The sequence below is a fragment of the Micromonospora sp. CPCC 205554 genome, from assembly GCF_036902745.1.
Lineage (GTDB): Bacteria > Actinomycetota > Actinomycetes > Mycobacteriales > Micromonosporaceae > Micromonospora > Micromonospora tulbaghiae.
The window spans coordinates 85702-111997 of the sequence record NZ_JBAKHP010000013.1 but is presented as its reverse complement, the minus strand read 5'-3'; the positions used below and the strand labels follow the sequence as shown (position 1 = coordinate 111997).

Below are 26296 nucleotides of genomic sequence, written 5' to 3'. Positions count from 1 at the left end.
GGCGTGAGCGTCAACCATGACACCGCGTATCGGGAAATTTACTGTCTTCCGTGCCCGTCCCCGGGCCAAGGATCCCATTGTCGCAGCCCCACCGCCTCATCCGCTCCGGTCGAGTCACTCCTGCCGCCCGACGTGCCGGTCCGCCGTCGCGCGGCGGTCCCTGCCTGGTCGGCCTCGACCCGGCGGGCCGGACGGCCCACCGGTCCGCCGGCGGGGCGGTTGGCTAGCGTGTGTCCATGACGGAACGCACGGTGCTGGTGACCGGAGGCACGGGTGGGCTCGGCGGCGCGGTCACCGCCGCCTTCCTCGACGCCGGCTGGCGGGTGGTCGTACCCCAGCGGGAGCCCGGGACGGACGACGGCCCGGTCCGGGTCGTGGCCGACCTGCTGACCCCCGAGGGGGTCGCGCGGGCGGTCGAGGCGGCGACCGCCGAGCCGGCCGCCCCGCTGCGCGCGGTGGTCAACCTCGTCGGCGGGTACGCGGCCGGTGGCCTGGTGCACGAGACCCCGGTCGACGACTTCGAACGGATGCTGCGGCTCAACCTGCGCCCGACGTACCTGGTCACCCACGCGGCGCTGCCGCACCTCATGGCGTCCGGCGACGGAGCGGTGGTCTGCGTCTCGGCCCGGGCGGCGGTCTCGCCGTTCCCCGGCGCCTCCGGCTACGCCACCGCCAAGGCCGCGGTGCGGGCGTTCGCCGAGACGGTGGCGGTCGAGTACCGGCAGCGGGGCGTGCGGTGCAACACGGTGCTGCCGAGCGTCATCGACACCCCGGCCAACCGCGCCGCCCAGCCCGACGCCGACCACGGGCGCTGGGTGCCGCCGGCCGAGATCGCCGAGGTGATCCGCTTCCTCGCCTCCCCCGAGTCCGCGCCCACCAGCGGCGCGAGCATCCCGGTCTACGGGCGGGCCTGAACCGGCACCGGCCCGTCCCGCCCGGCGCCACCGGCCGGGCGTCGCGGACCGGCCGGAGCCGGGCCGGGACCGGCGGGCGGGTCGTCGGGCAGCCACTCGCTCAGGTGCGCCCGGATCCGGCGGGCCACCTCCTCCGGCGGGCCGTTGCCGTCCACCACCACGAAGGTGCCGTACTCCGGCAGCCCCCGGTAGGCGGCGGCCGCGGCGGTCAGCCACTCCATCGTCTCGTGGTCGGTGCCACGCCGCTCGATCCGGCGGTACGCCTCGGCGGGGTCGACGGTGAGCAGGAACGTCACCCGGGGCGCCGGGAAGATCCGGTACCCGGCCCGGGCCAGCCGCTCCCACCGCTGCCCGCCGTGCGCCCGGATGCTGGCGTACTGGCAGGCGGACCACCTGTCCATCACCGCGGTGCGGCCGGTCACCAGGCAGATGAGCAGCGCGAGCGCGATGGCCAGCCACCGCAGCACCGACTCGACCACGAGCAGGCCGTCGCGCCCGACGAGCCGTTGCGCGTCCGGACGGCCGACCCGCTGGGCGATGCGGCCGAGCCAGCGGCGGCCACCGGCGTTGCGGTGGTAGGTGGCGGGACGACCGGCGGCGGTGAGTGCCTGGGCGAGCCGGTGGGCCTGGGTGGTCTTACCTGAGCCGTCGATGCCGATCAGGGCGACGGCGCGCAGTCGGGCCCCGCCCCGCCGCGTCCGCAGTGAGCTGGCCACCCTCCCGAGGTTATCCGACCGATGCTCACACCGGCCCGGATGTCGCTTTCCTACCCTGACGGGCCGATCGCGCCCCAACAGGTGTGACCGGAGCGTCCGCCGGGTACGCATCGTGGTCCCACCGCAGATATGACGACGAGGGAGCCGCAGATGGCCGAGCGCGGGGACGAGACCCTGGTGCACACGCTGAAGAAGGTCGCCGCCGTGCTCAAACAGTCCGAGATCCCGTTCGCGCTCGGTGGCAGCTTCGCGGTGTACGCGCACGGCGGCCACTCCAGCGACCACGACGTGGACTTCCTGCTCCGCGAGGCGGACGTCGACCGGGCACTGGAGGCGCTGGTCGAGGCCGGCTTCACCGCCGAGCGTCCGCCGGAGGACTGGCTGGTCAAGGTCTACGACGAGGACCGGATGGTGGACCTGATCCACCGGCCGGTGGAGACGCCGGTCACCGCGGAGACGTTCGCCGACACGATCGTGCGCCCGGTCGACGCGATCCACATGCCGGTGCTCTCGGCCAGCCAGCTCATGGTGCACAAGCTGCTCAGCTTCTCCCAGCACTACTGCGACTTCGCCCGGGCCCTGCCGCTGGCCCGCTCGCTGCGGGAGCAGATCGACTGGGAACGGGTACGGAAGGAGACGCAGCACTCGCCGTACGCGGAGGCGTTCCTGGTGCTGCTCGACCGGCTGGACGTGCTGCCCGGCGGCGCGCCCGGCGGAAGGGAGACCCTGTGACCGGACTGTCCGGCGACGTCCCCCCCGACGAGTACGTCGAGGCGGAGATCCAGAGCATGCTGGCCGAGGACCCGACGGTGGCCGAGCAGGGCATCACCGTGGTGCGGCGGGAGAACGGGCTGGTGCTCTACGGCGAGGTGGAGAGCCCGCACCGGCGGGAGGAGATCCTGCGACGGGTGGCCGAGCGCTTCCCGGACACGCCCGTGACCAGCGACATCGGGGTGATCCGCACGCAGGCGCCCACCCAGGTCGAGGAGTTGCCGTGAGGGAGGTTCGATGGTGATCCGGATCGCCGCCGTGGGCGACGTGCATCTGGACGAGGACGTGGTGGGCCGGTTCCGGCCGGCGCTGGAGGAGCTGCCCGGCTGCGCGGACGCGCTGCTGCTCGCCGGTGACCTCACCCGGCACGGCACCGAGGCCGAGGCCCGGTGCGTGGCCCGGGAGTTCGGCGACCTCGGCGTACCGGTGATCACCGTGCTCGGCAACCACGACCACCAGTGCGACGAGGTGCCGCAGGTGGTGAAGGTGCTGGAGGACGCCGGGATCACGGTGCTGGAGGGCACCGGCACGGTGGTGGAGACGCCCGGCGGACGGCTCGGGGTGGCCGGCGTGAAGGGGTTCGGCGGCGGGTTCGCCGGGCGGTGCGCCAGCGACTTCGGCGAGCCGGAGATGAAGGCGTTCGTGCGGACCACCCGGGAGAGCGCCGACGCGCTCACCGGCGCGCTGCTCTCGCTGGAGTGCGACGCGCTCGTCGCGCTCACCCACTACTCCCCCGTGCCGGACACGCTCGCCGGCGAGCCGCTGGAGATCTACCCGTTCCTCGGCTGCTACCAGCTCGGCCAGGCGATCGACTCCGCACCCACCGCGCTGGCGCTGCACGGGCACGCCCACCACGGCACCGAGCGCGGCACCACGCCGGGCGGCGTACGGGTCCGCAACGTGGCCCACCCGGTGATCAAGCAGGCGTACAGCGTCTTCCACCTGGGCGGTGATCAGCTCGACTGAGCCGGAGGTTTCCGGTAACGGGCGCACGGGTATTCAGCCGACATGGAGCTGATTCTCTGGATTCTCGCAGTCGTACTGGTGGTCGCCGGAATTCTCGCCCTGTTCCGCCGGCAGATCCTCTGGGGCATCGTCCTCATCGTCGTCGGCCTGCTGGTCGGCCCGGGTGGCGTCAGCATCTTCAACACGTAACAGCGGTTCCCGTACCCGCCGGGGTCGCCGGGCCCGGGCGTTCCGTCCTGCCGGACCGGAACGTCCGGGCCGGGTGACTCCGGCTTCTCCGCGTCCGGGTCCGGCGGCGTCCGGGCGTTTGCCGGGCCGGTCGAGCGGAAACATCTCGACCATGGAGATGTCGCAGAGTGTCACCCGGCGCACCACCGGAGCCCGCACGTGGTGGGCGCTGCTCGGCTTCGCCGCCGCCACCTTCGCCGCCGCCGCGATCGGCGGGCTGGGCGTCCAGGGCACCTCCGCCGAGTACCAGAGCCTGGAGCAGCCCGCCTGGGCGCCGCCGTCGTGGCTGTTCGGCCCGGTCTGGACCGTGCTCTACGCGCTCATCGCGATCGCCGGCTGGCTGGTCTGGCGCCGGGCCGGTTTCGGCCCCGCGCTCTGGGCCTGGGTCGTGCAGCTCGTGCTCAACGCGATCTGGACCCCGCTGTTCTTCGGCGCCGGGGCGTACGGGCTGGCGTTCGCCGAGATCGTGCTGATGTGGCTGGCGATCGGCGTGACGGTCGCCCTGTTCCGGCGCGTCTCCCGGCCGGCCACGCTGCTGATGCTGCCGTACTGGGCCTGGGTGACGTTCGCGTCCGCGCTGAACTTCGCGGTGTGGCGGCTGAACTCCTGACCGGTACGGGCGCGGGGGCGGCTCGCCCCCGCGCCCGCCGGGTTCAGCAGCGGGGTACGCCCGGGATGTAGCCGTCGTACCCGGTGTAGACGTAGGCGTCGGAGATGAACCGGCCGGAGCCGATCCGGTCCCAGATCGAGCTGGTGCCGTACGTGCCGCTGACGCTGGTGCCGCTGGTCTGGCACTGGATGGTCACCTTCGCCCCGTCGGCCACCGTGCCGACCGAGCTGTAGCCGGTGCCGGGGCCGGAGCGGACCGTCAGCGGGGAGCCGGCCGTGTTGACGGTGCCCTCGCCGGTGTTCGTCCCGCCGCAGCCGTTGTCGCTGGTGTAGGTCTTGGTGCCCCAGTAGAGCGCCTGGACCCCGTTGAACTTGATCTTCACAGAGCTGCCGTTGAGGCGCTGCTCGTAGTGCAGGTGCGGGCCGGTGGAGCCGCCGGTCGTGCCGACGTAGCCGATCACCCGGCCGTAGCCGACGGTCTGCCCGACCGAGACGTTGAAGGCGTTCAGGTGGGCGTAGTAGGTCGTGTGACCGCCCCCGTGGTTGATCCGGACGTACTTGCCGTAGCTGGTGTCGCCGAGGTTGGTGACCACGTCGACGGTGCCGGGAGCGCTGGCGACCACCGGGTCGCCCAGGTCGTCGGTGCGGTTGAAGTCGATCGCGTTCGCCGGGCTGTGGTTGGTCCGGGTCTGACCGGACCAGGACTGGTTGCACGGGAACGGGACCTTGAAGGTCGGAGCGGCCATCGCCGGCGCGGCCGGCACGAGGGTCGCCGCCAGGACCGCCGCGCTCGCACCGAGGGCGAGCCATCGCTTACGCATCCACTGCCTCCAATGTTGAAAGTCTTCAATGTGATGCGGACATCCTGACAGAAAGTTCCGTTCCCGGGAAGATTCGTGGGAGCGCACCCACCAGCGGTGGCCAGGGTTTCGGGATTGTTACCGGGCCGTGTCCGGCCAGGGGTGGACCCGACACGATGCAAGCGCTTACATGTGAGGACGACCATCGGACCGGCGCGGGTCGATCCCCCCACGCGCCGGCAAGGAAGGAGATCGGCATGGCGTTTGCCAGATCGCGCCAGGCGCTCGCGGTCGCCGGCGTCCTGGGGCTGGCGCTCGGCGTCGCCGCCTGCGGCACCGGCAACGACAAGAAGAGCAGCAACGCGGGCTCGGCCGAGTGCGGCGCATACGAGAAGTACGAGGGTCACGACGGCAAGAAGGTGACCATCTACTCCTCGATCCGTGACATCGAGGACGAGCGCCTCCAGCAGTCCTGGAAGGAGTTCGAGGACTGCACCGGCATCGAGATCGACCACGAGGGCTCCGGCGAGTTCGAGGCCCAGCTGCCGGTCCGGGTCGACGGCGGCAACGCCCCCGACCTCGCCTTCATCCCGCAGCCGGGTCTGCTCAAGCGGTTCGTCGACTCGGGCAAGCTCAAGCCGGCCGGCGCCGACACCAAGGCCATGGCCGAGCAGAACTACTCCGCCGACTGGCTGAAGTACAGCACCGTCAACGGCCAGTTCTACGGCGCCCCGCTCGGCTCCAACGTGAAGTCCTTCGTGTGGTACTCGCCGAAGACCTTCAAGGAGAAGGGCTGGACCGTCCCCACCACGTGGGACGACCTGATCAAGCTCTCCGACCAGATCGCGGCCAGCGGCACCAAGCCGTGGTGCGCCGGCATCGAGTCCGGTGACGCCACCGGCTGGCCGGCCACCGACTGGATCGAGGACGTGCTGCTGCGCACCGGCGGCCCGGACGTCTACGACAAGTGGACCACCCACGAGATCCCGTTCAACGACCCGCAGGTGGCCGACGCGCTCAACCGGGCCGGCACCATCCTGAAGAACGAGAAGTACGTCAACGGCGGCTTCGGCGGCGTGAAGAGCATCGCCACCACCTCGTTCCAGGAGGCGGGCACGCCGATCACCACCGGCAAGTGCGCGCTGCACCGGCAGGCGTCCTTCTACGCCAACCAGTGGCCCGAGGGCACCAAGGTGGCCGAGGACGGCGACGTCTTCGCGTTCTACTTCCCGGCCATCGACCCGTCGAAGGGCAAGCCGGTTCTGGGCGGCGGCGAGTTCGTCGCGGCCTTCGCCGACCGTCCCGAGGTCCAGGCGGTGCAGACCTACCTGGCCTCCGGCGAGTACGCCAACAGCCGCGCCAAGATCGGTGACTGGGTCTCCGCGAACAAGAAGCTGGACCTGAACAACGTCCCGAACCCGGTGGACAAGCTCTCCGTGGGCATCCTCCAGGACGAGAAGACGGTCTTCCGCTTCGACGGCTCGGACCTGATGCCGGCCGCGGTCGGCGCCGGCACCTTCTGGAAGGGCATGGTGGCCTGGATCAACGGCAAGGACACCACCGCCGTCCTGAACGACATCGAGGGCAGCTGGAAGTGATCTAGCAGGTGGCCCGGTCCGGTTCCCCCGGACCGGGCCACCTCTGCTAGCCGAACCCTTGAGGGAGGGTCGATGGAGTTCGACTTCGCGGCGGAGCAGCCGAAGTTCCTCATGCTGATGTACGGGCTGATCGCCTTCGTCGCGGTGGTGGGCGGGCTGCTCCTGCTCCTCGACGTGGTGCCGTCGTTCTTCGCCCGGCGCCGGGAGGCACAGCTCGTCGCGGCCTCGGCCGGCGGCGCGCCGCTGCCCCGCCGGCGCAAGCAGGGCGAGGGCGCGTTCGCGTTCTTCTTCCTGTTGCCGACGCTGCTGCTGCTCGCCGTCGGGCTGGTGGTCCCCGCCGTCCGCACCACGCTGCTCTCCTTCATGGACTCCGGCAGCAACGACTGGGTGGGCCTGGACAACTACCGCTGGATGTTCGCCGAGGACTCGATCGTCCGGGTCCTGATCAACACGCTGATCTGGGTGCTGCTGGTGCCGCTGGTGGCCACCGCGTTCGGCCTGATCTACGCGGTCCTGGTGGACAAGGCCCGGTTCGAGGCCGTGGCCAAGTCCCTGATCTTCCTGCCGATGGCGATCTCGTTCGTCGGCGCCTCCATCATCTGGAAGTTCGTCTACGCCTACCGGGGCGAGGGCGACCAGATCGGCCTGCTCAACCAGATCGTGGTGAGCCTGGGCGGCGAGCCGAAGCAGTGGCTGCTGGACTCGCCGCTGAACACGTTCCTGCTCATCGTGATCATGGTGTGGATCCAGGCCGGTTTCGCGATGGTGGTGCTCTCCGCCGCCATCAAGGCCATCCCGGCCGACATCGTCGAGGCGGCCCGGCTGGACGGCACCACCCCGTGGCAGATGTTCTGGCGGATCACCATTCCGAGCATCCGGCCGGCGCTGATCGTCGTGGTGGTGACGATCTCCATCGCCACGCTCAAGGTCTTCGACATCGTCCGGACCGCCACGAACGGCAACTACGACACGAACGTGATCGCGACCGAGATGTACAACCAGGCGTTCCGCTACCAGGAGAACGGTCAGGGCTCGGCGCTGGCGGTGTTCCTGTTCGTGCTGGTGATCCCGATCGTGATCTACCAGATCCGCAACCTGCGCAAGCAGCGGGAGGGCTGAGATGACCACCGCCACGCCCACCGTCGGAGTCGGCGCCCAGGCCACCGAGCCGACCACCCGGGTCGCCCGGGTGCGCAAGCGACTGAACAGCCGCACCGCCACGCTCGTGTCGATCGTCATCGCGATGCTCTGGACGATCCCGACCTTCGGCCTGTTCATCTCCTCGATCCGGCCGGAGAACGAGATCAAGACCACCGGATGGTGGACGTTCTTCAGCGACCCGCAGATCACGCTGGAGAACTACCAGGAGGTGCTGTTCAGCCGCGGCTCGTCCGGTCAGCTGGCCAGCTACTTCATCAACTCGCTGGCGATCACCATCCCCTCGGTGCTCTTCCCGCTGGCCTTCGCGTCGCTCGCCGCGTACGCGCTGGCGTGGATGAACTTCAAGGGGCGGGACTGGGTCTACATCGGGATCTTCGCGCTCCAGATCGTGCCGCTGCAGATGGCGCTGGTGCCGCTGCTGCGGTTCTTCTCCACCGGCGTCACCGTCGCCGGGGTGCAGATCCTCCCCGCGTGGGACCTGGTCGACGAGCAGAAGTTCGCCCAGGTGTGGTTCGCGCACACCTGCTTCGCGCTTCCGTTCGCCGTGTTCCTGCTGCACAACTTCATCTCGCAGCTCCCCGGCGACCTGATGGAGGCGGCCCGGGTCGACGGGGCCACCCACCCGAAGATCTTCCGCACCATCGTGCTGCCGCTGGTCATGCCCGCGCTGGCGGCGTTCGGCATCTTCCAGTTCCTCTGGGTCTGGAACGACCTGCTGGTCGCGCTGATCTTCGCCGGTGGCGGCGACGAGACCGCCCCGATGACCGTCCGGCTCGCGGAGCTGGCCGGTACCCGGGGCAACGAGTGGCAGCGGCTGACGGCCGGTGCGTTCGTGTCGATCGTCGTACCGCTGATCGTGTTCCTGTCCCTCCAGCGCTTCTTCGTGCGAGGTCTGCTCGCCGGCAGCGTCAAGGGTTGATCCGGCGCCCCGCCGCCGGCACGGCCGGCGGCGGGGCCCGGGTCACAGCGGGGAGCTCACGATGACCAAGATTGACGACGTCGCCCGTCTGGCCGGGGTCTCCACGGCCACCGTCTCCCGGGCGCTGCGGGGCCTGCCGACGGTCTCGGCCGCGACCCGCCGCCGGGTGCTCGCCGCCGCCGAACAACTCCAGTACGCGGTGTCGCCCAGCGCGAGCCGGCTGGCCGGCGGCCGGACCGGCACGGTCGCGGTGGTGGTGCCCCGGATCACCAGGTGGTTCTTCGGCACCGTGGTCGAGGCGGTCGAGGAGTTCCTCCAGGACAGCGGCTACGACCTGCTGCTCTACAACCTCGGCGGCCGGGAGCGGACCCGGCAGCGGGTGCTGCGCACGGCCAGCCTGCACAAGCGCGTCGACGCGATCATCCTGGTCGCGACCCCGCTGCGCGCGGCCGACGTGCACGCGCTGACGAAACTGGACCTGCCGGGCGTGACGATCAGCTCCGGCAGCGAGGTGCCCGGGTGGCCCTGCGTCCGGATCGACGACGTGGCCGCCGCCCGGACCGCCACCCGCCACCTGCTCGACCTCGGCCACACCCGGATCGCGCACATCTCCGGCGACCCGGACGACGAACTGGCCTTCACCACCCACCTGGACCGGCGGCGCGGCTACCAGGAGGCGTTGCGGGCCGCCGGGCTGCGACCCGACCCGAGCCTCGACGTCGAGTCGCGGTTCACCATCGACGGGGGCACCCGGGCCACCGCCGAGCTGCTGGCCCGGGGCGAGCCGCCGACCGCCATCTTCGCCGCCTGCGACGAGATGGCGATGGGCGCGATCACCGCGCTGCGCGACGCCGGGCTGCGGGTGCCGCAGGACGTGAGCGTGATGGGCATCGACGACCACGACCTGGCCGGCGTGCTCGGGCTCTCGACGATCGCCCAGCCCGCAGCAGACCAGGGGCTGCTCGCCGCCCGCATCCTGCTCGACCCGCTCGGCGTACGGGCCACCGAGCCGTATCCCGGCCTGGTGCCCGCGCCGCGCGGCGCCGACACCGGCGACGGGACACCACCCCCGGTGATCCTGCCCACTCGCCTGGTGGTGCGCGAATCGACCGCGCCGCCCCGGGCACACTGAACGAACTCGCTCGTCACCGCACCACCCAGACAGGAGTAAGGCGCTGAACACCGACGCGACGCAGCAGGCCCCGGGCACCGGCTGGTGGACCGAGGCGGTCATCTACCAGGTCTACCCGCGCTCGTTCGCCGACTCCGACGGCGACGGGATCGGCGACCTGCCGGGCATCACGTCCCGGCTCGACCACCTCGCCGAGCTGGGAGTCGACGCGGTCTGGCTGTCCCCGTTCTACCCGTCCCCGCAGGCCGACGCCGGGTACGACGTGTCCGACTACCGCGACGTCGACCCGCTGTTCGGCACGCTCGCCGACGCCGACAAGCTGATCGCCGAGGCGAAGGCCCGCGGGCTGCGGGTGATCGTCGACCTCGTGCCCAACCACACCTCGTCCGCGCACCGCTGGTTCGAAGCGGCGGTGGCGGCCGCGCTGGGCAGCCCCGAGCGGCAGCGCTACATCATCCGCGACGGCAAGGGCCCGGACGGCGCCGAACCGCCGAACGACTGGGTGAGCGTGTTCGGCGGCCCCGCCTGGACCCGGCTGCCCGACGGGCAGTGGTACCTGCACCTGTTCGACTCCGGCCAGCCCGACCTCGACTGGGACAACCCGGAGGTACGCGAGGAGTTCCTCGACGTGCTGCGCTTCTGGCTGGACCGGGGCGTGGACGGCTTCCGGGTGGACGTGGCGCACGGCCTGATCAAGCAGGCGGACCTCGCCGACTGGCAGGAGCCGCAGGAGATCCTCTCCGGCAGCGAGGTGGACAAGCCGCGCCCGCCGATGTGGGACCAGGACGGCGTGCACGAGATCTACCGGGAGTGGCGACGGGTGCTCGACTCATACCCCGGTGAGCGGATCCTGGTCGCCGAGGCGTGGGTGGAGCCGGCCGAGCGGCTGGCCCGGTACGTGCGCCCGGACGAGATGCACCAGGCGTTCAACTTCGAGTACCTGCTGGCCGCGTGGACCGCGCCGGCCCAGTACGCGGTGATCACCCGCTCGCTGGAGGCCACCGACGCGGTGGGCGCGCCGACCACCTGGGTGCTGTCCAACCACGACGTGGTCCGGCACGCCTCCCGGCTCGGGCTCGGCACCGCCGGCGGCCGGGCCAACGGCGTCGGCGTGGACGACCCGCAGCCGGACGCCGCGCTGGGCCTGCGCCGGGCCCGGGCGGCCAGCCTGCTGATGCTCGCGCTGCCCGGCTCCGCCTACCTCTACCAGGGTGAGGAACTGGGCCTGCCGGAGCACACCACGCTGCCCGACGAGGCCCGGCAGGACCCGACGTGGAAGCGCAGCGGCCACACCGAGCGCGGCCGGGACGGCTGCCGGGTGCCGATCCCGTGGGAGGCCGACGCCCCGTCGTACGGCTTCGGGCCGACCGACGCGAGCTGGCTGCCCCAGCCGCCGGTGTGGGCCGAGTACGCGCTGGACCGGCAGCGCGGCGTGCCCGGCTCGACGTACGAGCTGTACCGGACCGCGCTGCGGCTGCGCCGCGAGCACGCGCTGGCCCGGGGCCCGCTGCGGTTCCTGACCTCCGGCGACGAGGTGCTCACGTTCACCAACGGCGACCTCACCGTGCTGACCAACTTCGGCGCCGACCCGGTGCCGCTGCCGGCCGGCGCCCAGGTGCTGGTGTCGAGCGCGCCGCTGGACGGCGACGCGGTGCCGACCGACGTGACGGTCTGGTTCCGGAGCTGACGCGGTGGCCCCGCCGGACGGTCACCGTCCGGCGGGGCCCTCGCTCTCCAGCCGGCCGGCGCGGGCGTGCAGCAGGTCGTGCACCTGCGCGATGTCCCGGGGCGAGGTGCGCGCGGCCAGCCAGTACATGATCCCGGTCGGGATGAAGAAGAGCTGGAACGCGGCCAGCCCGACCGCGTAGTTCAGCGGCGGCGGGAAGGCCGCCCGCAGCCCGGCGAACGCCACGCCGACCAGCCCGTTGCCCGCCGCCCGGCCCACGCCGTTGACCAGGTTGCCCAGGCTGTAGACGGTGCCCCGGTGCTCGGGCGGGTTGACGTCGGCGATCAGGGCGAACCAGTTCGGCGAGTTCGCCGACGTCAGCGCCAGCGCCACCACGGCGGTGAGCAGGCTCAGCCCCACCGACGGCTCGGTGAACACGCTCGACAGCACGGCTGTCACCACCGCGCCGGAACCGGCTCCGTCGGGCACGTCGATGCGGATCGGCACGAAGAACAGGATCAGATAGAACGGCAGCGCCGCGAGGATGCCGACGGCGGCGACCATGGCCCGGCCGCTGGGCGTACGCCGTTGCAGCGCGTCGCCCACCAGACCACCCACGATGGACAGCACGCCGCCGAGCTGGAACAGCGTGGCGAAGACGCTGCCCACCACCACGGCCGTGGCGGGCGAGTAGCCCTGCGCCTCGGCCCGCTGGCTGAACAGCACCGGCAGCCAGACCAGCGAGCCGAACGCGGCCTGGGCGGTGAGCCCCTGGAGGATCAGCCAAAGGTTGGTCCGGCGGGCCAGGATCCGGGGCAGGTCGGCGCGGCTGATCCGGTAGTCGTACTCGTTCCCGGCGTCGATCGCCCCGGCCAGCTCCGGTTCGCTCTGCCCGCGCCGGATGTCGTAGGTGAACAGGTACGCGACCGTGGCGGCCAGGCCCACGCCGGTCAGCAGCAGGAACGGCCGCCGCCAGTCGGTCGCGCCGAGCACGCCGCCGAGCAGCGTCCCGGCCAGCGTGCCGACGCCCTGGGACAGGCCCCAGAAGCTCATCACCAGGCCGCGGCGGCGCGGTGAGATCAGGTCGGTGACCACCGAGAAACCGACCGACCCCACCGCGCCGAGCCCGACCGCGCCGACGAACTGCGCGATCAGGAACGTCGCGTACCCACCGGCGAGCGCGCTGCCCCCGGTGCCGGCCGCCCAGAGCAGCGTGCCGACCATGAGCAGCGGCTTGCGGTTGGTGCGGTCCCCGACGTACGCCCAGCCCACCGCCGCCACCGCGCTCACGAGGAAGCTGACGGCGGTGACCAGGCCGAGCATCCGCTGGGGTACGTCGAGCGCGGCGGAGATCGGCCCGTACAGCGGGGGCACCAGGCCGATCGCCACGTTGTCCAGCGAGGCGAGCACCACGAAGACCACGACGCTGTAGAACCGGTGCGTCGCGTTCCCGCGCCGGGAGATCCTGGTGCCGCTCATGCCGGGCAGCAAATCAGGTGCAGGTCACCTGCGCAGCACGACCCCCCGTACCGGCGTCATCCCCGCGCCTCGGCGTAGCGCTCGCGGATGGCGGGCACGGCCTCGCCGGTGTACTCCTCGGTGTCGCCGATCGACCAGGCGGGCGGGCTGTCGCCGCCGAGCGCCACCCAGGCGGCCTGCCGGGCCGCGCCGTCGGCCACGTACTCACCGGGCGGTGGCACCACCACCGGGCGGCCGAAGACCTGCGGCGCGATCCGGCGCACGGCCGCCGACCGTGCGCCGCCGCCGACCAGGATGATCCGGTCGGCGCGGGCGCCCTGCGCGATCAGCGCGTCCAGGCCGTCGGCCAGCCCGCACAGCATGCCCTCGACGGCGGCCCGGGCCAGGTGCGCCGGGGTCGAGGTGCCGAGCGTGAGGCCGTGCAGGGTGCCGGTGGCGTGCGGCCGGTCCGGCGTCCGTTCCCCTTCCAGGTACGGCACCAGCACCAGCCCGTCCGCACCCGGCGGGGCGGACAGGGCGAGCTCACCGAGCCTGTCGAGGTCGACGCCGAGCAGCGTCGCGGCGGCGTCCAGCACCCGGGCCGCGTTGAGCGTGCACACGAGCGGCAGGAACCGGCCGGTGGCGTCGGCGAATCCGGCCACCGCGCCGCCGGCGTCGGCGGCCGGCGTGTCCGCCACCGCGAACACGGTGCCGGAGGTGCCGATCGAGACGATCACGTCGCCCGGACCGGCCCCGGCCCCGAGCGCCGCGGCGGCGTTGTCCCCGGTGCCCGGCCCGAGGAGCACCGGGCCGGCCGCACCGGGCCCCGGGCCGCCGGACGCCGCGCCGCCGAGCGCCGCCGGGTCGAGGTGCCCGGCGGCCTCGGCCGGGCCGAGCACGGCCGGCACCTTCGGGCGCCGGCCGAAGGCCCGCTCCAGCAGGTCCAGCCGGTACTCGCCGGTGCGCGGCGACCAGTAGCCGGTGCCGCTGGCGTCGCCCCGGTCGGTGCGCAGGGCGTCCAGGCCGGGAGCGCCGGCGAGCCGCCAGGTGAGCCAGTCGTGCGGCAGGCACACCGCTGCCACCCGGTCGGCGTTGTCCGGCTCGTGCCGGGCCAGCCACCGCAGCTTCGTCGCGGTGAAGCTGGCCACCGGCACCGCGCCGGTCGCCTCGGCCCAGAACCGGCGGCCGGTCTCCCCGCCGCCGGCCTCCTCGACCAGTTCCCGGGCCGCGTCGGCGGACCGGGTGTCGTTCCACAGCAGCGCCGGGCGGACCACCTCACCGGAGGTGTCCAGGCAGACCATGCCGTGCTGCTGGCCGCCGACCGAGACGGCGGCCACGTCGGCCAGGCCACCGGCCTCGGCCACCGCCGCCCGCAGGGCCTCCCACCAGGCGTACGGGTCGACCTCGGTGCCGGGCGGGTGCGGCGCGCGGCCCTGCCGGACCAGCGCGCCGGTCTCCGCGTCCCGGACGACCACCTTGCAGGACTGGGTCGACGAGTCGACCCCGGCGACGAGCGGCATGGCGGCCCGCCTCAGCGCGCGCCGAGCACGTGCTCGACGGCGAGCTGGTTGAGCCGGACGAAGCCGAAGCCCTTCGCCCCGGCGGCCTCCGGGTCGAACTCCTCGAACGCGGTCCGGTCGGCCAGCAGCTCGCGGTAGCCCTCACCGGGGTCGAGCGTCGGGGTGGCCAGCTCGGCCACCCGGGCGGCGGCGAGCGCCTCGACCACCTCCGGGTCGGCGCGGAACGCCGCGGCCCGCTCCTTCAGCAGCAGGTACGTCCGCATGTTCGCCTCGGCGGAGGCCCACACGCCGGTCATGTCCTCGGTGCGGGACGGCTTGTAGTCGAAGTGGCGCGGGCCGTCGTAGGCCGGGCCGCCGTTCGGGCCGCCGTGCTCCAGCAGGTCGACCAGGGCGAACGCGTTGAGCAGGTCGCCGTGGCCGAAGACCAGGTCCTGGTCGTACTTGATGCCGCGCTGGCCGTTGAGGTCGATGTGGAACAGCTTGCCCTGCCAGAGCGCCTGGGCGATGCCGTGGGCGAAGTTCAGCCCGGCCATCTGCTCGTGCCCGACCTCCGGGTTGAGACCGACCATCTCCGGGCGGGCCAGGGTGGAGATGAAGCCGAGCGCGTGCCCGACGGTGGGCAGCAGGATGTCGCCCCGGGGCTCGTTCGGCTTGGGCTCCAGCGCGAAGCGCAGGTCGTAGCCGTTGTCGACGACGTACTCGCAGAGCAGGTCCACCGCCTCGCGGTAGCGGTCCAGCGCGGCCTGGACGTCCTTGGCCACGTCGTACTCGGCGCCCTCCCGGCCGCCCCACATGACGAACGTCTTCGCGCCCATCTCGGCGGCCAGGTCGATGTTGCGCAGCACCTTGCGCAGCGCGTACCGGCGCACGTCGCGGTCGTTGCTGGTGAAGCCGCCGTCCTTGAACACCGGGTGGTTGAACAGGTTGGTGGTGACCATCGGCACGACCAGGCCGGTCTCGTCGAGGGCCTTGCGGAAGCGGCTCAGCCGGGCGTCGCGGGTGGCCGCGTCCGCACCGAACGGGATCAGGTCGTCGTCGTGGAAGGTGATGCCGTACGCGCCCAGCTCGGCGAGCCGGTGCACCGCCTCGACGGCGTCCAGCTCGGGGCGGGTGGCGTCCCCGAACGGGTCACGGGCCGGCCAGCCCACCGTCCAGAGGCCGAAGGAGAACTTGTCCGCGGGGGTGGGGCGGGGTGCCATGGCAGACCTCCAGGTGGTGTCGTCCGCGATTTGTTCAGCGGTTGAATTAAATGGCGGCGATGTGGCAGTGTCAAGAGGTGACAAGCACCAGCACCGCCGGGGCGGTCCGGCAGGGCAGCCTGCGCGAGTTGAACCTCGCGGTGGTGCTCCGGCGGATCGCCGCCGCCGACCGGCCGCCCTCGCGCGCCGGGATCGCCGCCGACACCGGCCTCACCCGGGCCACCGTCTCCGCCGTGGTGGACGACCTGATCGCCGGCCGGCTGGTCGCCGAGGCGGAGCCGGAACCGCGTACCGGGGCGGGCCGCCCGGCCCGGGGCCTGGTGCTCGCCTCCGACGGCCCGGCCGGGCTCGGCCTGGAGGTGAACGTCGACTACCTGGCGGCCTGCGTCGTCGACCTCACCGGCTCGGTCCGGCACCACCTGGTCCGCCGCGCCGACCTGCGCCCGGTCTCCCCCGCCGACGCGCTCGCCCGGCTCGCCGCGCTGGCCGCCGAGGCGCGTGCTGCCGCCGTACGCGACGGGCTGACCCTGGCCGGCGCGGCGCTCGCCGTGCCCGGTCTGGTCGGCGACGGCGGCCTGGTCCGGCTCGCGCCGAACCTCGGCTGGCGGGACGTGGACGTGCCGGCAGTGCTCGCCGGTCGCCCGCTGGCCGAGCCGGTCGACGGGGTGCCGCCGCTGGTGGTCGACAACGAGGCCAACCTGGCCGCGCTCGGCGAGCTGTACGCCGGCCCGGCCGGCCCGCGCAGCTTCCTGCACGTCACCGGTGAGATCGGCATCGGCGCCGGGATCGTGCTCGACGGCGCGCTCTACCGGGGCGCGCGCGGCTGGAGCGGAGAGATCGGTCACTTCCCGGTGCAGCCGCAGGGGCGGCCGTGCCGCTGCGGCGGTCAGGGCTGCCTGGAGCGGTACGCGGGCCAGGAGGCGATCCTCGCCGCCGCCGGGCTGCCCGGCGCGGAACTTCCGGCGGACACCGCCGCCGCCCGGCTCGCCGACCTGGCCGAGGCCGGTGATCCGGCCACGCTGACCGCCCTGGCCGACGCCGGCACCGCCCTCGGGATCGCCGTGGCGGGCGTGGTGAACCTGCTGGATCTGGACACCGTGGTGCTCGGGGGCGGATACGCCCGGCTCGCGCCCTGGCTGCGGCCGACGGTGGAGGCGGAGGTCTCCCGGCGGGTGCTCACCGCCGGGTGGGCGCCGGTCACGGTGCGACCCGCCGTACTCGGGGCGCAGTCCGCCGCGGTCGGCGGGGCCGGCTCGGTGGTCCGGCGGATCGTCGACCGGCCGGTGGGCTGGCTGACCCGGACCACCTGACCCGGGATGATCCTGGACGGGCATTCCGTGCCTGTGCTCGGTACGCTTGCCGTCAGGCAACATGTCCGCGAGCGAGGGGTGCACCGACAGCATGCGCAGGGGTCGACCGACCGAAGCGCCCGGCCACCGGAGGTGACCGCCGCGCGCCGGGGCGGTGTCGCAGGGCCGGTCAGCGGCGGTGGACACGCCTCGCGGAGACGGCCCCGGCGGGTTGCCGAGGCCGCGCTGCCGGCTGACGGCCATCTGGCCCGGGAACTGCTGGACGGGCTCGCCGAGGCGGTCGTGACAGTCGACCGGGCCGGCGTCGTGACGCTCGTCAACGCGATGGCCGCCGACCTGCTCCCCGAGGTGGCGCCCGGCGTCGACCTGGCCGCGTGCCGGGTGCCGGCGCTGGCCGACGCGGCCGCCGCCGGATCGGACGCGTTCGAGACCGACCACCACGGCCGGCGGCTACGCGGCCTGCGGCGTCCACTGGCCGACGACCGCAGCGCCTGGTACGTCCGCGACGTCACCGAGGAGCACGCCCGCACCGACGCGCTGCTGGCCGAACGGTCGCGCACCGCGTTCCTCGCCGAGGCGGGCAGCCGGCTCGGGCTGTCCCTGCATCGCGAGCAGACGCTGCGCACCGCCGTGACGCTGCCGGTGCCCTACCTGGCCGACGCCGCGGTCGTGGTGCACCGCCCGCCGCCACCCGCCGAGGACCAGCCGCACTGGATCCGGTACGCCACCGGTGACACCGGCCCGGTCACCGGCCTGGCCGGCTGGCCCACTGTGGAGTCCGTCCCCGGCCTGGTCGAGGCGCTCGAAGGCGACCTCACCGAACCGAGCCCCTGGCTCGACGCCGAGCTGGCCGACCTGGCCGAGGTGCTGCCCGCCGACTTCGGCCGCCCGGGCACCGTGTTGATCAGCCCGATGCCCAGCGCGGGCGGTCCGGCCGGTGCGCTGGTGCTGGCCCGCCGCCGGGACCGGCCCGGTTTCGACAAGCGGGAGATCGGCCTGGCCCGGGAGTTCGCCGGCCGGGCCGGCGCCGCCCTGGCCGCGGCCGAACTGTACGGCGAGCAGGCACACCTGGCCCGGGTGCTCCAGAACAGCCTGCTCCCGCCGGCGCTGCCCCGCCTGCCCGGGATGACGCTCGCCGGCGGCTATCGCGCCGCCGGGGACAGCCTGCGCATCGGCGGCGACTTCTACGACCTGTTCCCCACCGGCGACGGCGGCCTGTTCGCGCTCGGCGACGTCTGCGGCAAGGGCGTCGGCGCGGCCGTGCTGACCGGCCGGGTCCGCCAGTCGCTGCAGACCCTGCGCCTGGTCGAGCAGCACCCACGGGAGCTGCTGGAGCTGCTCAACCGGGCGCTGCTGGACGCTCCCGACGCGGCCCGCCGGGCCCAGTTCACCACGCTCCTGCTCGGCGCGCTGCGCCGCGAGCCGGACGGCGGGCTGCTGATCCGGGTGGCGGGCGGCGGGCACCCGTCGCCGCTCGTCGTCCGCGCCGGCGGCGGCGTCGAGACGGTCCGGGTGGGCGGCATGCCGGTTGGCGCGCTCACCGGCGCCCGGTTCGCCGACACCGAGGTACGGCTGGCGCCGGGTGACCTGCTGCTGGCGTACACCGACGGGGTGACCGAGGCCCGGGGCGGCCCGACCGAGCCGGCCATGTTCGGCGACGCCCGGTTGCGTCAGGCGCTCGCCACCGGCGCCGGGCTCCCGCCCGCCGCGCTCGTCGACCGGGTGCTCCAGCTCGTCGACGAGTGGCTGGACGGGCAACCGCACGACGACATCGCCATGCTCGCCGTGGCGGCCGGGTGACACCGCCGCCGCCTGACCGCCCCACCCCCGCGGCCGAGCGCCGGATCGGGCCGGAGACGCTCGCCGCGTACCTCGACCGCCTGGACGCCGCCGACCGGGCCGGCGCGGTCGCGCTGGCGCGCGGCCTGCTGGCCGACGGCTTCTCGGTCGCGGACGTCCTGGTCGACCTGGTCGCGGTGGCGCAGCGGGAGGTCGGCCGGCGCTGGCTCACCGGCTCGTGGAGCGTCGCCCAGGAGCACGCCGCCACCCATGTCAGCGAGCAGGTGGTGGACGCGCTGGGCGCGACGACCGGCCCGCCGCGACGCGGGCACGTGGTGATGGCCTGCGTGGAGGGCGAGTGGCACGCGCTGGCCGCCCGCATCGTCACCGAGGTGGTCCGGGCGGCGGGCTGGCGGGTGACGTTCCTCGGCGCCAGCGTGCCGGCCCGGCATCTGGTCTCCTACCTGCACCAGACCGGCCCGGACGCGGTGCTGCTGAGCTGCGTGCAGCCGAACCGGCTGGTCCGGGCGGCGCGGATGGTGGAGGCCAGCCGCGCGGCCGGGGTGCCGGTCCTGGCCGGTGGTCCCGGCTTCGGCCCGGACGGCCGGTGGGCCACCGCGATCGGCGCGGCGGGCTGGGGTGCCAGCGCCCGGGACGCGGTGGCGCTGCTGGAACGGCCGTTGTCGGCCGCGCACACCGGCGCGCCGCCGCCCCCGCCCGACGACGCTTACGTGGCGGTGCTGCACCGGCGGCGTGAGCTGGTCGGGCTCGCGCTCGCCGCGGTGGACCCGCCGCCGGAGCACGCCGAGGACGTCGCCGCCGGCATCGCGCACCTGGTGGACGCGCTGATCGCGGCCGTTCGGGTGGACGACGACCGGCTGCTGCGCGACTTCGTCGGGTGGCAGGAGGAGGCGCTGACGTCCCGGGGCGGCCGGGCGCTGCTGGACGAGGCGCTCGGCACTCTGGAGCGGGCGCTCACCGAGCACCCCCGGGTGGTGGCCCGGTTGCGGGCCGCCCGCGAAGGCGCGCCGGACGATCCCGGCTGGGCCGGCTGAGTCAGGCGGTACGGGCCACCGGAGCGTCGCCGGACGGCCGGACGGGGTCGCCGATCCGTTCCCCGGAGGGTTGCAGCATCGGCCAGCCCTCCGCCACGGTGGCCTCGCCGCGCCGGCCCACCTCGTCGAACTCGCGCATGCCGCGTACCAGCGCGGCCCGGCCCTCCGGGCTCATCCCGGCCAGGATCCGCTCCAGCCGGTGCCGCCGATCGGCGCGCAGCTCGGCGAGGAGCCGGATGGCGGCGGGCGTGAGGTGCAGCGAGATCTCCCGCCGGTCGTAGCGGCCGGGCTCACGTTCCAGCATCCCGGCCGCGACCAGCCGGTCGCACAGCCGGCTGGCGGAGGAGAGCAACATGTCGGTGAGCGTGGCGAGCCGGCGGAGGTTGATGCCGTCATACTGCTCGACGACCATGATCGCGCGTAGCTGGGCACTCGACAGCCGGCTGGTGGTGCGCTCCCGGGCGGCCTCCCAGACGGCGAGCAAGGTGCCTGCCGCCTCGTCCAGGGCGGCGGACATACTCGTTTCAGGTTCCCGGGGACTGCGCTCTTCGGTCATGGTGGGGCCGAGACTACTCCCCGGATCTGCCCGGCGACCTGTGCAAAGGAGCAAAGATGAGCGGAGCGGAGGGCCGCGCGCGCCGCGTCCTGACCGAGGCGCCGACGGATCTCATCGTGGACCGGCTCGGCGCCGAGCTGGCGCGCACGTACGGCGTCACCCGCACCGCCCTCTACCAGGTCGACTACCGGCTCGCCGAGCTGCTGCCGCTGGATGACGGCCCGTCGGTCACCGGCCCCGGACACCCGGCCTGGCGCGCCTTCGACCACCAGGAGCCGGTGATCGCCGACGGCGTCGGCTGGTTCCCGGTCGGCATGCGGGGCGAACGGCGGGGCGTGCTCGAGGTCGCGCCGGTGCCCGCCGACCCGCACGCCCGCCGGGAGCTGGACACCATCGCCATGGTGCTCGGGCACGAGCTGAGCGCGGTCATGGCCACCACCGACATCTACCGCACCGCCCGGCGCAGCCGGCGGCTCACGCTGGCCGCCGAGATGCAGTGGGAGCTGCTGCCCGGGCGCAGCCGGATCCGCCCGTCGTTCAGCCTGGCCGGGCAGTTGGAGCCGGCGTACGCGGTGCGCGGGGACAGTTTCGACTGGTCCGACGACGGTCACCGGCTCTGGCTGGCGGTGCTGAACGGCTACGGCGAGGGGGTGCCCGCGGCGCTGCTCGCCTCGCTGGCCACGTACGCGCTGCGCAACGCGCGCCGGGCCGGGCTCGACCTGGCCGACCAGGCCGCGCTGGCCGACCAGGCGATCTACGCCCAGCACCGGGGCGAACAGCACGTCTCCGTGCTCCTGATCGAGCTGGACCTGGCAACCGGCGAGCTGACTGTGGTCGACGCCGGTTCGCCCCGCCTGCTACGGCTGCGGGCCGGGGAGGTGACCGAGCAGGAGCTGGAGAAGCAGTTCCCGCTGGGCATGTTCGAGGGCACCGACTACCGTCCGCAGCGGTTCCGGCTGGAGCGCGAGGACCGGCTCTTCGTGGTCAGCGACGGCGTGATCGACGCCACCGCCGAGCAGGTGCGCTACGGCGAGGTGGCGTTGGACCGGTTCCTGCGCCGGACCGGGCCGATGGAGCCGCTGGACGCGGTCCGGTCGCTGATCGGCGACCTGCGGGCGTTCGTCTCCGGTGATCTGGTGGACGACGCGGTGGTGGTCTGCCTGGACTGGCTGGGGCCGCAGCCCTGACCCGCCCCTGTCAGTACGCGCCGCGGCTGTTGACCACCGCGCCGAACGTCTTCCAGAGGATGGTCAGGTCGGCGGCCAGCGACCAGTTCTCCACGTAGTACAGGTCCAGCCGGATGCCGTCCTCCCAGCTCAGGTCCGACCGGCCGCTGACCTGCCAGAGACCGGTCATGCCGGGCTTGACCAGCAGCCGGCGCGCCACGTCGCCGTCGTAGCGGGCCACCTCGGAGGGCAGCGGCGGCCGCGGGCCGACCAGGCTCATCTGGCCGAGCAGCACGTTGGCGAGCTGGGGCAGCTCGTCCAGCGACCACTTGCGCAGGAGCCGGCCGACACGGGTGACGCGCGGGTCGTCGCGCATCTTGAACATCAGGCCGTCGGTCTCGTTGCGCGCGGCCAGTTCGGCGAGCAGGGCGTCGGCGTTGACCACCATGGTGCGGAACTTGAAGACGCCGAACTCCTCGCCGCCCTGGCCGACCCGGGTCTGCCGGAACAGCACCGGACCACGGCTGTCGATCTTGATGGCCAGCGCGATCACGATCAGCAGCGGCGCCAGCACGAGCAGGGCGATCGACGAGATCGACCGGTCGACGAAGCCCTTGACCAGCTTGCGGGCGCCGCGGAACTCGGGTGCCTCGACGTGGATCAGCGGCAGGCCGGCGACCGGACGGGTGTGGATGCGAGGGCCGGCCACGTCGGTGAGCGCCGGTGCCACCACCAGGTCGACGCCGGTGCCCTCCAGCTGCCAGCCGAGGCGGCGCAGCCGGGTCGCGGTCAGCTCGCCAGAGGCGGTGACCGCGACCGTGTCGGCGCCGATCGCGGTTGCCGCCTCCGGGATGCCCCGGAAGCTGCCCACCACCGGGACGTCGCCCAGCCGCTGCGGCACCGGGGCGAGCAGCGCGTCCGGGATGCACGCGCCGACCACCTGGTAGCCGGCGTACGGTTCGCGGCGCAGCGTGTGCACCAGCTCCAGCACGTGCGCGGTGTCGCCCACCACGAGCACCTTGCGGGACCAGCCGGCGCCCCGGTCGCGGGCCCGGTGCAGCCGCTTGCGGGCCGCGAACCGCGCCACCTCCAGGCCGATGGTGCCGGCCGCGAAGGAGATCGCCAGGAAGCCCCGGGAGACGCCGACGTCGGCGATGTACCCGGCGATGGCGATGCCGCCGGCGAGTCGCATGCTGGCCGCGCTGACCCGGCGGTACTCGTCGGCGCCGTAGCCGAGCACCTGGTCGTCGTAGCACCGCATCGCCTTGAGCGAGACGAGCCAGACCAGCAGCAGCGCCGGGGCGACCACCACGTACGGGATCTCGGAGCCGGTCGGTTCCTCGTCGCCGAACCGGGCCAGGTAACCGACCAGGATGGCCACGGCGAGCACGGCGGTGTCCAGCACCACCAGGACCCGGATGTAGGCCCGCTCCGCGGCTCGCGTCGTCTTGCCGGGGCGTTCACCACCGGGTCGCGACGACGTGGCAGGGGTCAACAGCGTCGCCGAGGTCACCGGCCCTCCCCACTTCGCTCAGGACCGCCCCGTCCCCGCCCGGCTCCGGTGTGGAGCCTGCGGTCGAGGCACCCGGTCATCATGCCTGGACAATTATGGTTACCGATTGATTCGGACGCATTACCGTCAGTTCTCATCCCGCGTCTTGACCCGGGAAGCCTTCCGCCGTACCGGATTTCCGGTACGGCGGAAGACTAGCGCTGAGCGTCAGGTCAGCGGGGGGCGGGCGGCCGCAGCGCGATCGCCCGGAGGAAGATCTCGCCGATCTTGCTGGGGTCGGTGGTGACGAAGGCGCCGCCGCCGGTGACCTTGGTGATCGACTCCAGCTCGGCCCGGTTCACCTCGGTGCCGATGCCGATGATGACGACCTGGACCGGCTGCTCGTCGTCCTTCAGCTTCTTCAGCTGGTCCAGCAGCGCCTTCTGCGAGATGCCGTTGTCGTCCTCGTTCTTGCCGTCGGTGAACAGCACGATCGAGTTGACCTTGCCCGGCTCCCAGTCCTGCTGCACCTTCTTGTACGCCGCGAGCATGGTGTCGTACAGACCGGTGTCGCCGTTCGAGGGCTTGATCGAGGCGAGGCCGCGCTGGAGCGCGCCCCGGTTGCTGGACAGAGGCTTTATTCCGACCAGCTCGCTCCAGTCCTGCGAGCCCTGGAGATTGGTGGAGAAGGTCCAGAGGCCGATCGACCAGGAGTCGTCGAACAGCCCGAGGCCCTGGCTCGCGGCGGCGACCGTGACCTGCTCCCGGCTGGCGCCGTTGGCGGTCGCGACCGGCTTCTTCATCGAGCCGGAGACGTCGATGACGCAGAGCATCCGGCCCGACTGGGTCGCCACCGACCAGGTCGTGGTCGCCGTCGAGATGGCCCCGGGGTCGAGGTCGGCCGCGCCACCCTGGCCCGACGGCGGCACCTGACTCGCGCCGCCGTTGGCCGGGCTCGGCGCGCCGGTCGGGGCCTGGAATCCCCGGCCCCAGTTGCCGTCCGGCGCGCGCAGCGCCTGCGCGGCGAGCCGGTCCTTGAAGCCCGGCGTCCGCAGCACCTCGAAGAGCACCCGGGCGGCGGACGCCTTGGTCGGCTCGATGCCGGGCAGCACCGCGAACGGGTAGTCCAGCGGGATCGGCGCCGGCTCCAGGTAGAGCGCGGCCAGCCGGATCGGCGGCTTGGTGCTGTTGTAGGCGATCACGTCCTCCTCGGACAGCGCCGCCGCGCCCAGCCCGTTGGCGATCGCCGTCGGGTCCGACGAGCGCGGGAACCGCGCGAGGAGGTCCTGCCGCAGCGAGGAACGGTTGGTGGCGAGGGCCCGCAGCGCGCCGACCATCGCCTCCTGCGCCTTCGGCGAGCCGGACTCGCCGGTGGAGCTGGCCGCGGCGGTCAGCGACAGCAGGCCGGACAGGCCGGCCGCGTCCTGGGTCGGCTCGACGATCCCGGCCCGCAGCGGCTTGCTGGCGGTGACCTGGGTCAGCAGGTCGGACCAGCGGAGCTTCTTGTCCGGCCACCCGATGCGCGAGGCCACCGGTTCGGGCAGCGCCACCACGACCGGGCTGCGCGCGATCGAGGCGCCGTTGGTCGGCGCGAACGCGCTGGCCCCGCCGCTCTTGAGCCGGACCAGCCAGGTCGAGGAGTCCGGCACCCAGACGTCGGGGGTGACGGCGGTGCCGCTGGCCTGCCCGACGCCGGCGAGCGTGGCACCGTGCTTGCTCGCCACCGCGGCGGCCACCTCGACCGGCTCGGACGAGGAGACGTTGACCGCGATGCAGGTACCGCCCACCGCCGCGCCGTCGGAGACCCACTGGTCGGCGGCGGCGCGCACCGCGGGGGCGATCTCCGGGGCGGTCGCCACCGACAGCTCGATGCGGCCCGAACAGTTCGGGCCGGCCAGCTGCTGGTAGCCGAACCAGGAGCCGGCTACGACGGCGACCAGAGCGGCCGCCACGGCGGCGGCACCTGCTCCGCGGAGGTGAGAACGCATGCGATGGCGGCCAGACACGGTGACCATCTTGCGTACCTCGTGGGGTTACCACCACAACCGTTCGGACGAAAGTTACGCAGCAGAAACAGTTGATCACCTAACCCATACGCTAAGTTACCAGTCAGTCATTTATGGTGATGTCAATCTACTTAGGACTGTCACTTGGTGACCGTTCGGTCACGGCAGGACGCACGTCGGGCTAGCCACCGGCACCGGCTCGCCCACCGGCTCGGGGACCCCATTGTCCGGACCGACCCGGAATATCCTGATCATGTCGGCCCGTTCGTCGGCCACGTAGAGGTGCTCACCGGCGAACGCGAAGTGGCGGGGCCACTCGCCGCCGGTGTCGACCTCGGCCACCAGCTCCGGCGCGGCGCCGTCCAGCGCGAAGACAGCGATCGTGCCCACGCCGCGGTTGCCCACGTAGAGGAAACGCCCGCCCGGCCCGACGGCCACCTCGGAGGGCTGGACGTGCCCGGTCCGGCCGCTGGCGTCGACACGCGTCGACTGCCGCGGCCCGTCCGGCGTCAGCTCGTACGCGGTGACCGTGGCGTCCAGCTCGCCGACCAGCCAGCAGCGCCGCCCGTCCGGATGCCGGGCCAGGTGCCGGGGCCCGGTACCGGGCGCCGTCCGCAGCCGGGGCTCCCGCTCGGCCAGCCGGCCCGTGGACGCGTCGACGTCGTACCGGTAGACGGAGTCGGTGCCCAGGTCGACAGCGAGCAGCCCACCACCGGCCGGTTCGGGCGAGACCATGTGGCAGTGCGCGTGCTCCTGCCGCTGCGGGTCGGCGCCGTGTCCGGAGTGCCGGACCAGGTCGGTGCGCTCCCCCGGCACGCCGTCGGCGTCCAGGCCGAACACCGCCACGCTGCCGCCGCCGTAGTTCGCCACGAACAGGTGCCGCCCGTCCGGGGCGACCGCCAGGTGGCACGGCTCCGCGCCACCGGTCTCGCGCACGCCCAGCGGCGTGAGGTCGCCGTCCGGGGCCACCCGGAACGCGCTCACCAGCCCGTCGGGCAGCTCGTTGCACCCGTACAGCACCGGCAGCGCCGGATGCCGCACCAGGAACGACGGCGACGGGGTCACCGCCACGACGCCCAGCGGGATCAGCTCCCCGGTCGCCCGGTCCCGCCGGGCCGCCACGACACCCTCGGCCCGCCCGCCCGTCTCCGCCGTGTAGCCGCCGATGTGGACGATCTCGTCCTGCCCGGTCACCGCTCCCACCTCTCATCGGTCCTGCCTGCGATCCAACCAGAGGCTTCCCGGTGGCGCGCCCGGTCAGTCCCACGAGGCCCG

23 protein-coding genes and 1 pseudogene are annotated in these 26296 nt (G+C 73.3%); 15 read left to right on the top strand and 9 right to left on the bottom strand.

Going from position 1 to position 26296, the window contains the following annotated elements; translation table 11 throughout:
- The first annotated feature begins 236 nt into the window (after positions 1-236).
- Positions 237-914, top strand: a complete 678-nt coding sequence (locus V6U82_RS18710; protein WP_334462891.1) for an SDR family NAD(P)-dependent oxidoreductase — start codon at positions 237-239, stop codon at positions 912-914.
- Here the strand turns inward: V6U82_RS18710 and V6U82_RS18705 are convergent.
- Positions 899-1630, bottom strand: coding sequence for a dTMP kinase (locus V6U82_RS18705; protein WP_334462889.1), 732 nt, complete (start codon positions 1628-1630; stop codon positions 899-901). The genes V6U82_RS18710 and V6U82_RS18705 overlap by 16 nt on opposite strands.
- Positions 1631-1780: 150 nt before the next feature.
- Between V6U82_RS18705 and V6U82_RS18700 the strand changes: the two genes are divergently transcribed.
- The 5 genes and pseudogenes from V6U82_RS18700 (at position 1781) to V6U82_RS18680 (ending at position 4205) form a co-directional block, all read left to right on the top strand.
- Positions 1781-2362 (top strand): nucleotidyltransferase, encoded by a 582-nt coding sequence (locus tag V6U82_RS18700; RefSeq protein WP_091422918.1) that lies wholly within the window; start codon positions 1781-1783, stop codon positions 2360-2362.
- 56 nt (positions 2363-2418) lie between these two features.
- Entirely contained in the window at positions 2419-2628 is a 210-nt protein-coding gene (locus V6U82_RS18695; protein WP_225853111.1) for a hypothetical protein, read from the top strand.
- A 10-nt stretch (positions 2629-2638) separates the two neighbouring features.
- Positions 2639-3419: pseudogene (locus V6U82_RS18690) on the top strand (metallophosphoesterase family protein).
- Positions 3410-3556 (top strand): GPGG-motif small membrane protein, encoded by a 147-nt coding sequence (locus tag V6U82_RS18685; protein WP_013288160.1) that lies wholly within the window; start codon positions 3410-3412, stop codon positions 3554-3556. The pseudogene V6U82_RS18690 and the gene V6U82_RS18685 overlap by 10 nt, the downstream one beginning before the upstream one ends.
- Before the next feature lie 151 nt (positions 3557-3707).
- Positions 3708-4205 carry a TspO/MBR family protein gene (locus tag V6U82_RS18680; RefSeq protein WP_128136676.1) on the top strand — a complete coding sequence of 166 codons (498 nt, stop codon included), beginning with the start codon at positions 3708-3710 and terminating at the stop codon, positions 4203-4205.
- A 43-nt stretch (positions 4206-4248) separates the two neighbouring features.
- On the opposite strand, the gene V6U82_RS18675 is transcribed toward V6U82_RS18680, so the two are convergent.
- Positions 4249-5025 (bottom strand): M23 family metallopeptidase, encoded by a 777-nt coding sequence (locus tag V6U82_RS18675; protein WP_128136677.1) that lies wholly within the window; start codon positions 5023-5025, stop codon positions 4249-4251.
- Positions 5026-5261: 236 nt separating this feature from the next.
- Between V6U82_RS18675 and V6U82_RS18670 the strand changes: the two genes are divergently transcribed.
- The 5 genes from V6U82_RS18670 (at position 5262) to V6U82_RS18650 (ending at position 11501) form a co-directional block, all read left to right on the top strand.
- Positions 5262-6602, top strand: a complete 1341-nt coding sequence (locus tag V6U82_RS18670; RefSeq protein WP_120573484.1) for an ABC transporter substrate-binding protein — start codon at positions 5262-5264, stop codon at positions 6600-6602.
- A gap of 72 nt (positions 6603-6674) precedes the next feature.
- The gene (locus V6U82_RS18665) at positions 6675-7721 is read left to right on the top strand and encodes a carbohydrate ABC transporter permease (RefSeq protein ID WP_128136678.1); all 1047 of its coding nucleotides are present in this window, start codon (positions 6675-6677) and stop codon (positions 7719-7721) included.
- Position 7722: 1 nt separating this feature from the next.
- Positions 7723-8682 carry a carbohydrate ABC transporter permease gene (locus V6U82_RS18660; RefSeq protein ID WP_334462875.1) on the top strand — a complete coding sequence of 320 codons (960 nt, stop codon included), beginning with the start codon at positions 7723-7725 and terminating at the stop codon, positions 8680-8682.
- 61 nt (positions 8683-8743) lie between these two features.
- Positions 8744-9814, top strand: a complete 1071-nt coding sequence (locus V6U82_RS18655) for a LacI family DNA-binding transcriptional regulator (protein ID WP_128138540.1) — start codon at positions 8744-8746, stop codon at positions 9812-9814.
- Positions 9815-9857: 43 nt separating this feature from the next.
- On the top strand, positions 9858-11501 hold the full coding sequence (locus V6U82_RS18650; protein ID WP_334462986.1) for a glycoside hydrolase family 13 protein: 1644 nt from the start codon (positions 9858-9860) through the stop codon (positions 11499-11501).
- 21 nt (positions 11502-11522) lie between these two features.
- Here V6U82_RS18650 and V6U82_RS18645 read toward each other — a convergent pair whose 3' ends face one another.
- From V6U82_RS18645 to xylA, 3 genes are read right to left on the bottom strand one after another with little or no spacing between them, the layout of a single operon-like run.
- A complete protein-coding gene (locus V6U82_RS18645; protein WP_334462870.1) occupies positions 11523-12959 on the bottom strand; it encodes an MFS transporter in 1437 nt (478 codons plus the stop codon).
- A gap of 56 nt (positions 12960-13015) precedes the next feature.
- On the bottom strand, positions 13016-14458 hold the full coding sequence (xylB, locus tag V6U82_RS18640) for a xylulokinase (RefSeq protein WP_334462868.1): 1443 nt from the start codon (positions 14456-14458) through the stop codon (positions 13016-13018).
- Positions 14459-14469: 11 nt separating this feature from the next.
- On the bottom strand, positions 14470-15657 hold the full coding sequence (xylA, locus tag V6U82_RS18635) for a xylose isomerase (RefSeq protein ID WP_128139108.1): 1188 nt from the start codon (positions 15655-15657) through the stop codon (positions 14470-14472).
- A gap of 50 nt (positions 15658-15707) precedes the next feature.
- Here xylA and V6U82_RS18630 point away from each other — a divergent pair, with 50 nt between their 5' ends.
- From V6U82_RS18630 to V6U82_RS18620, 3 genes are all read left to right on the top strand, one after another.
- Positions 15708-16967, top strand: a complete 1260-nt coding sequence (locus tag V6U82_RS18630) for an ROK family protein (protein ID WP_334462866.1) — start codon at positions 15708-15710, stop codon at positions 16965-16967.
- Positions 16968-17045: 78 nt separating this feature from the next.
- The gene (locus V6U82_RS18625; RefSeq protein ID WP_334462864.1) at positions 17046-18767 is read left to right on the top strand and encodes a PP2C family protein-serine/threonine phosphatase; all 1722 of its coding nucleotides are present in this window, start codon (positions 17046-17048) and stop codon (positions 18765-18767) included.
- Positions 18764-19801 (top strand): cobalamin B12-binding domain-containing protein, encoded by a 1038-nt coding sequence (locus tag V6U82_RS18620; RefSeq protein ID WP_334462862.1) that lies wholly within the window; start codon positions 18764-18766, stop codon positions 19799-19801. Before V6U82_RS18625 ends, V6U82_RS18620 begins: the two co-directional genes overlap by 4 nt.
- A gap of 1 nt (position 19802) precedes the next feature.
- Here V6U82_RS18620 and V6U82_RS18615 read toward each other — a convergent pair whose 3' ends face one another.
- Positions 19803-20318, bottom strand: a complete 516-nt coding sequence (locus tag V6U82_RS18615) for a MarR family winged helix-turn-helix transcriptional regulator (protein WP_128137841.1) — start codon at positions 20316-20318, stop codon at positions 19803-19805.
- Positions 20319-20413: 95 nt separating this feature from the next.
- On the opposite strand from V6U82_RS18615, the gene V6U82_RS18610 reads away from it, so the two are divergent.
- Positions 20414-21544, top strand: a complete 1131-nt coding sequence (locus V6U82_RS18610; protein WP_128137840.1) for a PP2C family protein-serine/threonine phosphatase — start codon at positions 20414-20416, stop codon at positions 21542-21544.
- Positions 21545-21554: 10 nt separating this feature from the next.
- On the opposite strand, the gene V6U82_RS18605 is transcribed toward V6U82_RS18610, so the two are convergent.
- The 3 genes from V6U82_RS18605 to V6U82_RS18595 form a co-directional block, all read right to left on the bottom strand.
- The gene (locus tag V6U82_RS18605) at positions 21555-23036 is read right to left on the bottom strand and encodes a sugar transferase (RefSeq protein WP_334462858.1); all 1482 of its coding nucleotides are present in this window, start codon (positions 23034-23036) and stop codon (positions 21555-21557) included.
- Positions 23037-23248: 212 nt separating this feature from the next.
- On the bottom strand, positions 23249-25003 hold the full coding sequence (locus tag V6U82_RS18600; protein ID WP_181726636.1) for a substrate-binding domain-containing protein: 1755 nt from the start codon (positions 25001-25003) through the stop codon (positions 23249-23251).
- 177 nt (positions 25004-25180) lie between these two features.
- On the bottom strand, positions 25181-26215 hold the full coding sequence (locus V6U82_RS18595; protein ID WP_334462854.1) for a lactonase family protein: 1035 nt from the start codon (positions 26213-26215) through the stop codon (positions 25181-25183).
- Positions 26216-26296 lie beyond the last annotated feature (81 nt).

Coding starts and splice junctions, on each gene's coding strand:
- V6U82_RS18710 (WP_334462891.1), top strand. CDS start 237: ATGACGGAACGCACGGTGCTGGTGACCGGAGGCACGGGTGGGCTCGGC.
- V6U82_RS18700 (WP_091422918.1), top strand. CDS start 1,781: ATGGCCGAGCGCGGGGACGAGACCCTGGTGCACACGCTGAAGAAGGTC.
- V6U82_RS18695 (WP_225853111.1), top strand. CDS start 2,419: ATGCTGGCCGAGGACCCGACGGTGGCCGAGCAGGGCATCACCGTGGTG.
- V6U82_RS18685 (WP_013288160.1), top strand. CDS start 3,410: ATGGAGCTGATTCTCTGGATTCTCGCAGTCGTACTGGTGGTCGCCGGA.
- V6U82_RS18680 (WP_128136676.1), top strand. CDS start 3,708: ATGGAGATGTCGCAGAGTGTCACCCGGCGCACCACCGGAGCCCGCACG.
- V6U82_RS18675 (WP_128136677.1), bottom strand. CDS start 5,025: ATGCGTAAGCGATGGCTCGCCCTCGGTGCGAGCGCGGCGGTCCTGGCG.
- V6U82_RS18670 (WP_120573484.1), top strand. CDS start 5,262: ATGGCGTTTGCCAGATCGCGCCAGGCGCTCGCGGTCGCCGGCGTCCTG.
- V6U82_RS18665 (WP_128136678.1), top strand. CDS start 6,675: ATGGAGTTCGACTTCGCGGCGGAGCAGCCGAAGTTCCTCATGCTGATG.
- V6U82_RS18660 (WP_334462875.1), top strand. CDS start 7,723: ATGACCACCGCCACGCCCACCGTCGGAGTCGGCGCCCAGGCCACCGAG.
- V6U82_RS18655 (WP_128138540.1), top strand. CDS start 8,744: ATGACCAAGATTGACGACGTCGCCCGTCTGGCCGGGGTCTCCACGGCC.
- V6U82_RS18645 (WP_334462870.1), bottom strand. CDS start 12,959: ATGAGCGGCACCAGGATCTCCCGGCGCGGGAACGCGACGCACCGGTTC.
- xylB (WP_334462868.1), bottom strand. CDS start 14,458: ATGCCGCTCGTCGCCGGGGTCGACTCGTCGACCCAGTCCTGCAAGGTG.
- xylA (WP_128139108.1), bottom strand. CDS start 15,657: ATGGCACCCCGCCCCACCCCCGCGGACAAGTTCTCCTTCGGCCTCTGG.
- V6U82_RS18630 (WP_334462866.1), top strand. CDS start 15,708: ATGGCGGCGATGTGGCAGTGTCAAGAGGTGACAAGCACCAGCACCGCC.
- V6U82_RS18615 (WP_128137841.1), bottom strand. CDS start 20,318: ATGTCCGCCGCCCTGGACGAGGCGGCAGGCACCTTGCTCGCCGTCTGG.
- V6U82_RS18610 (WP_128137840.1), top strand. CDS start 20,414: ATGAGCGGAGCGGAGGGCCGCGCGCGCCGCGTCCTGACCGAGGCGCCG.
- V6U82_RS18600 (WP_181726636.1), bottom strand. CDS start 25,003: ATGCGTTCTCACCTCCGCGGAGCAGGTGCCGCCGCCGTGGCGGCCGCT.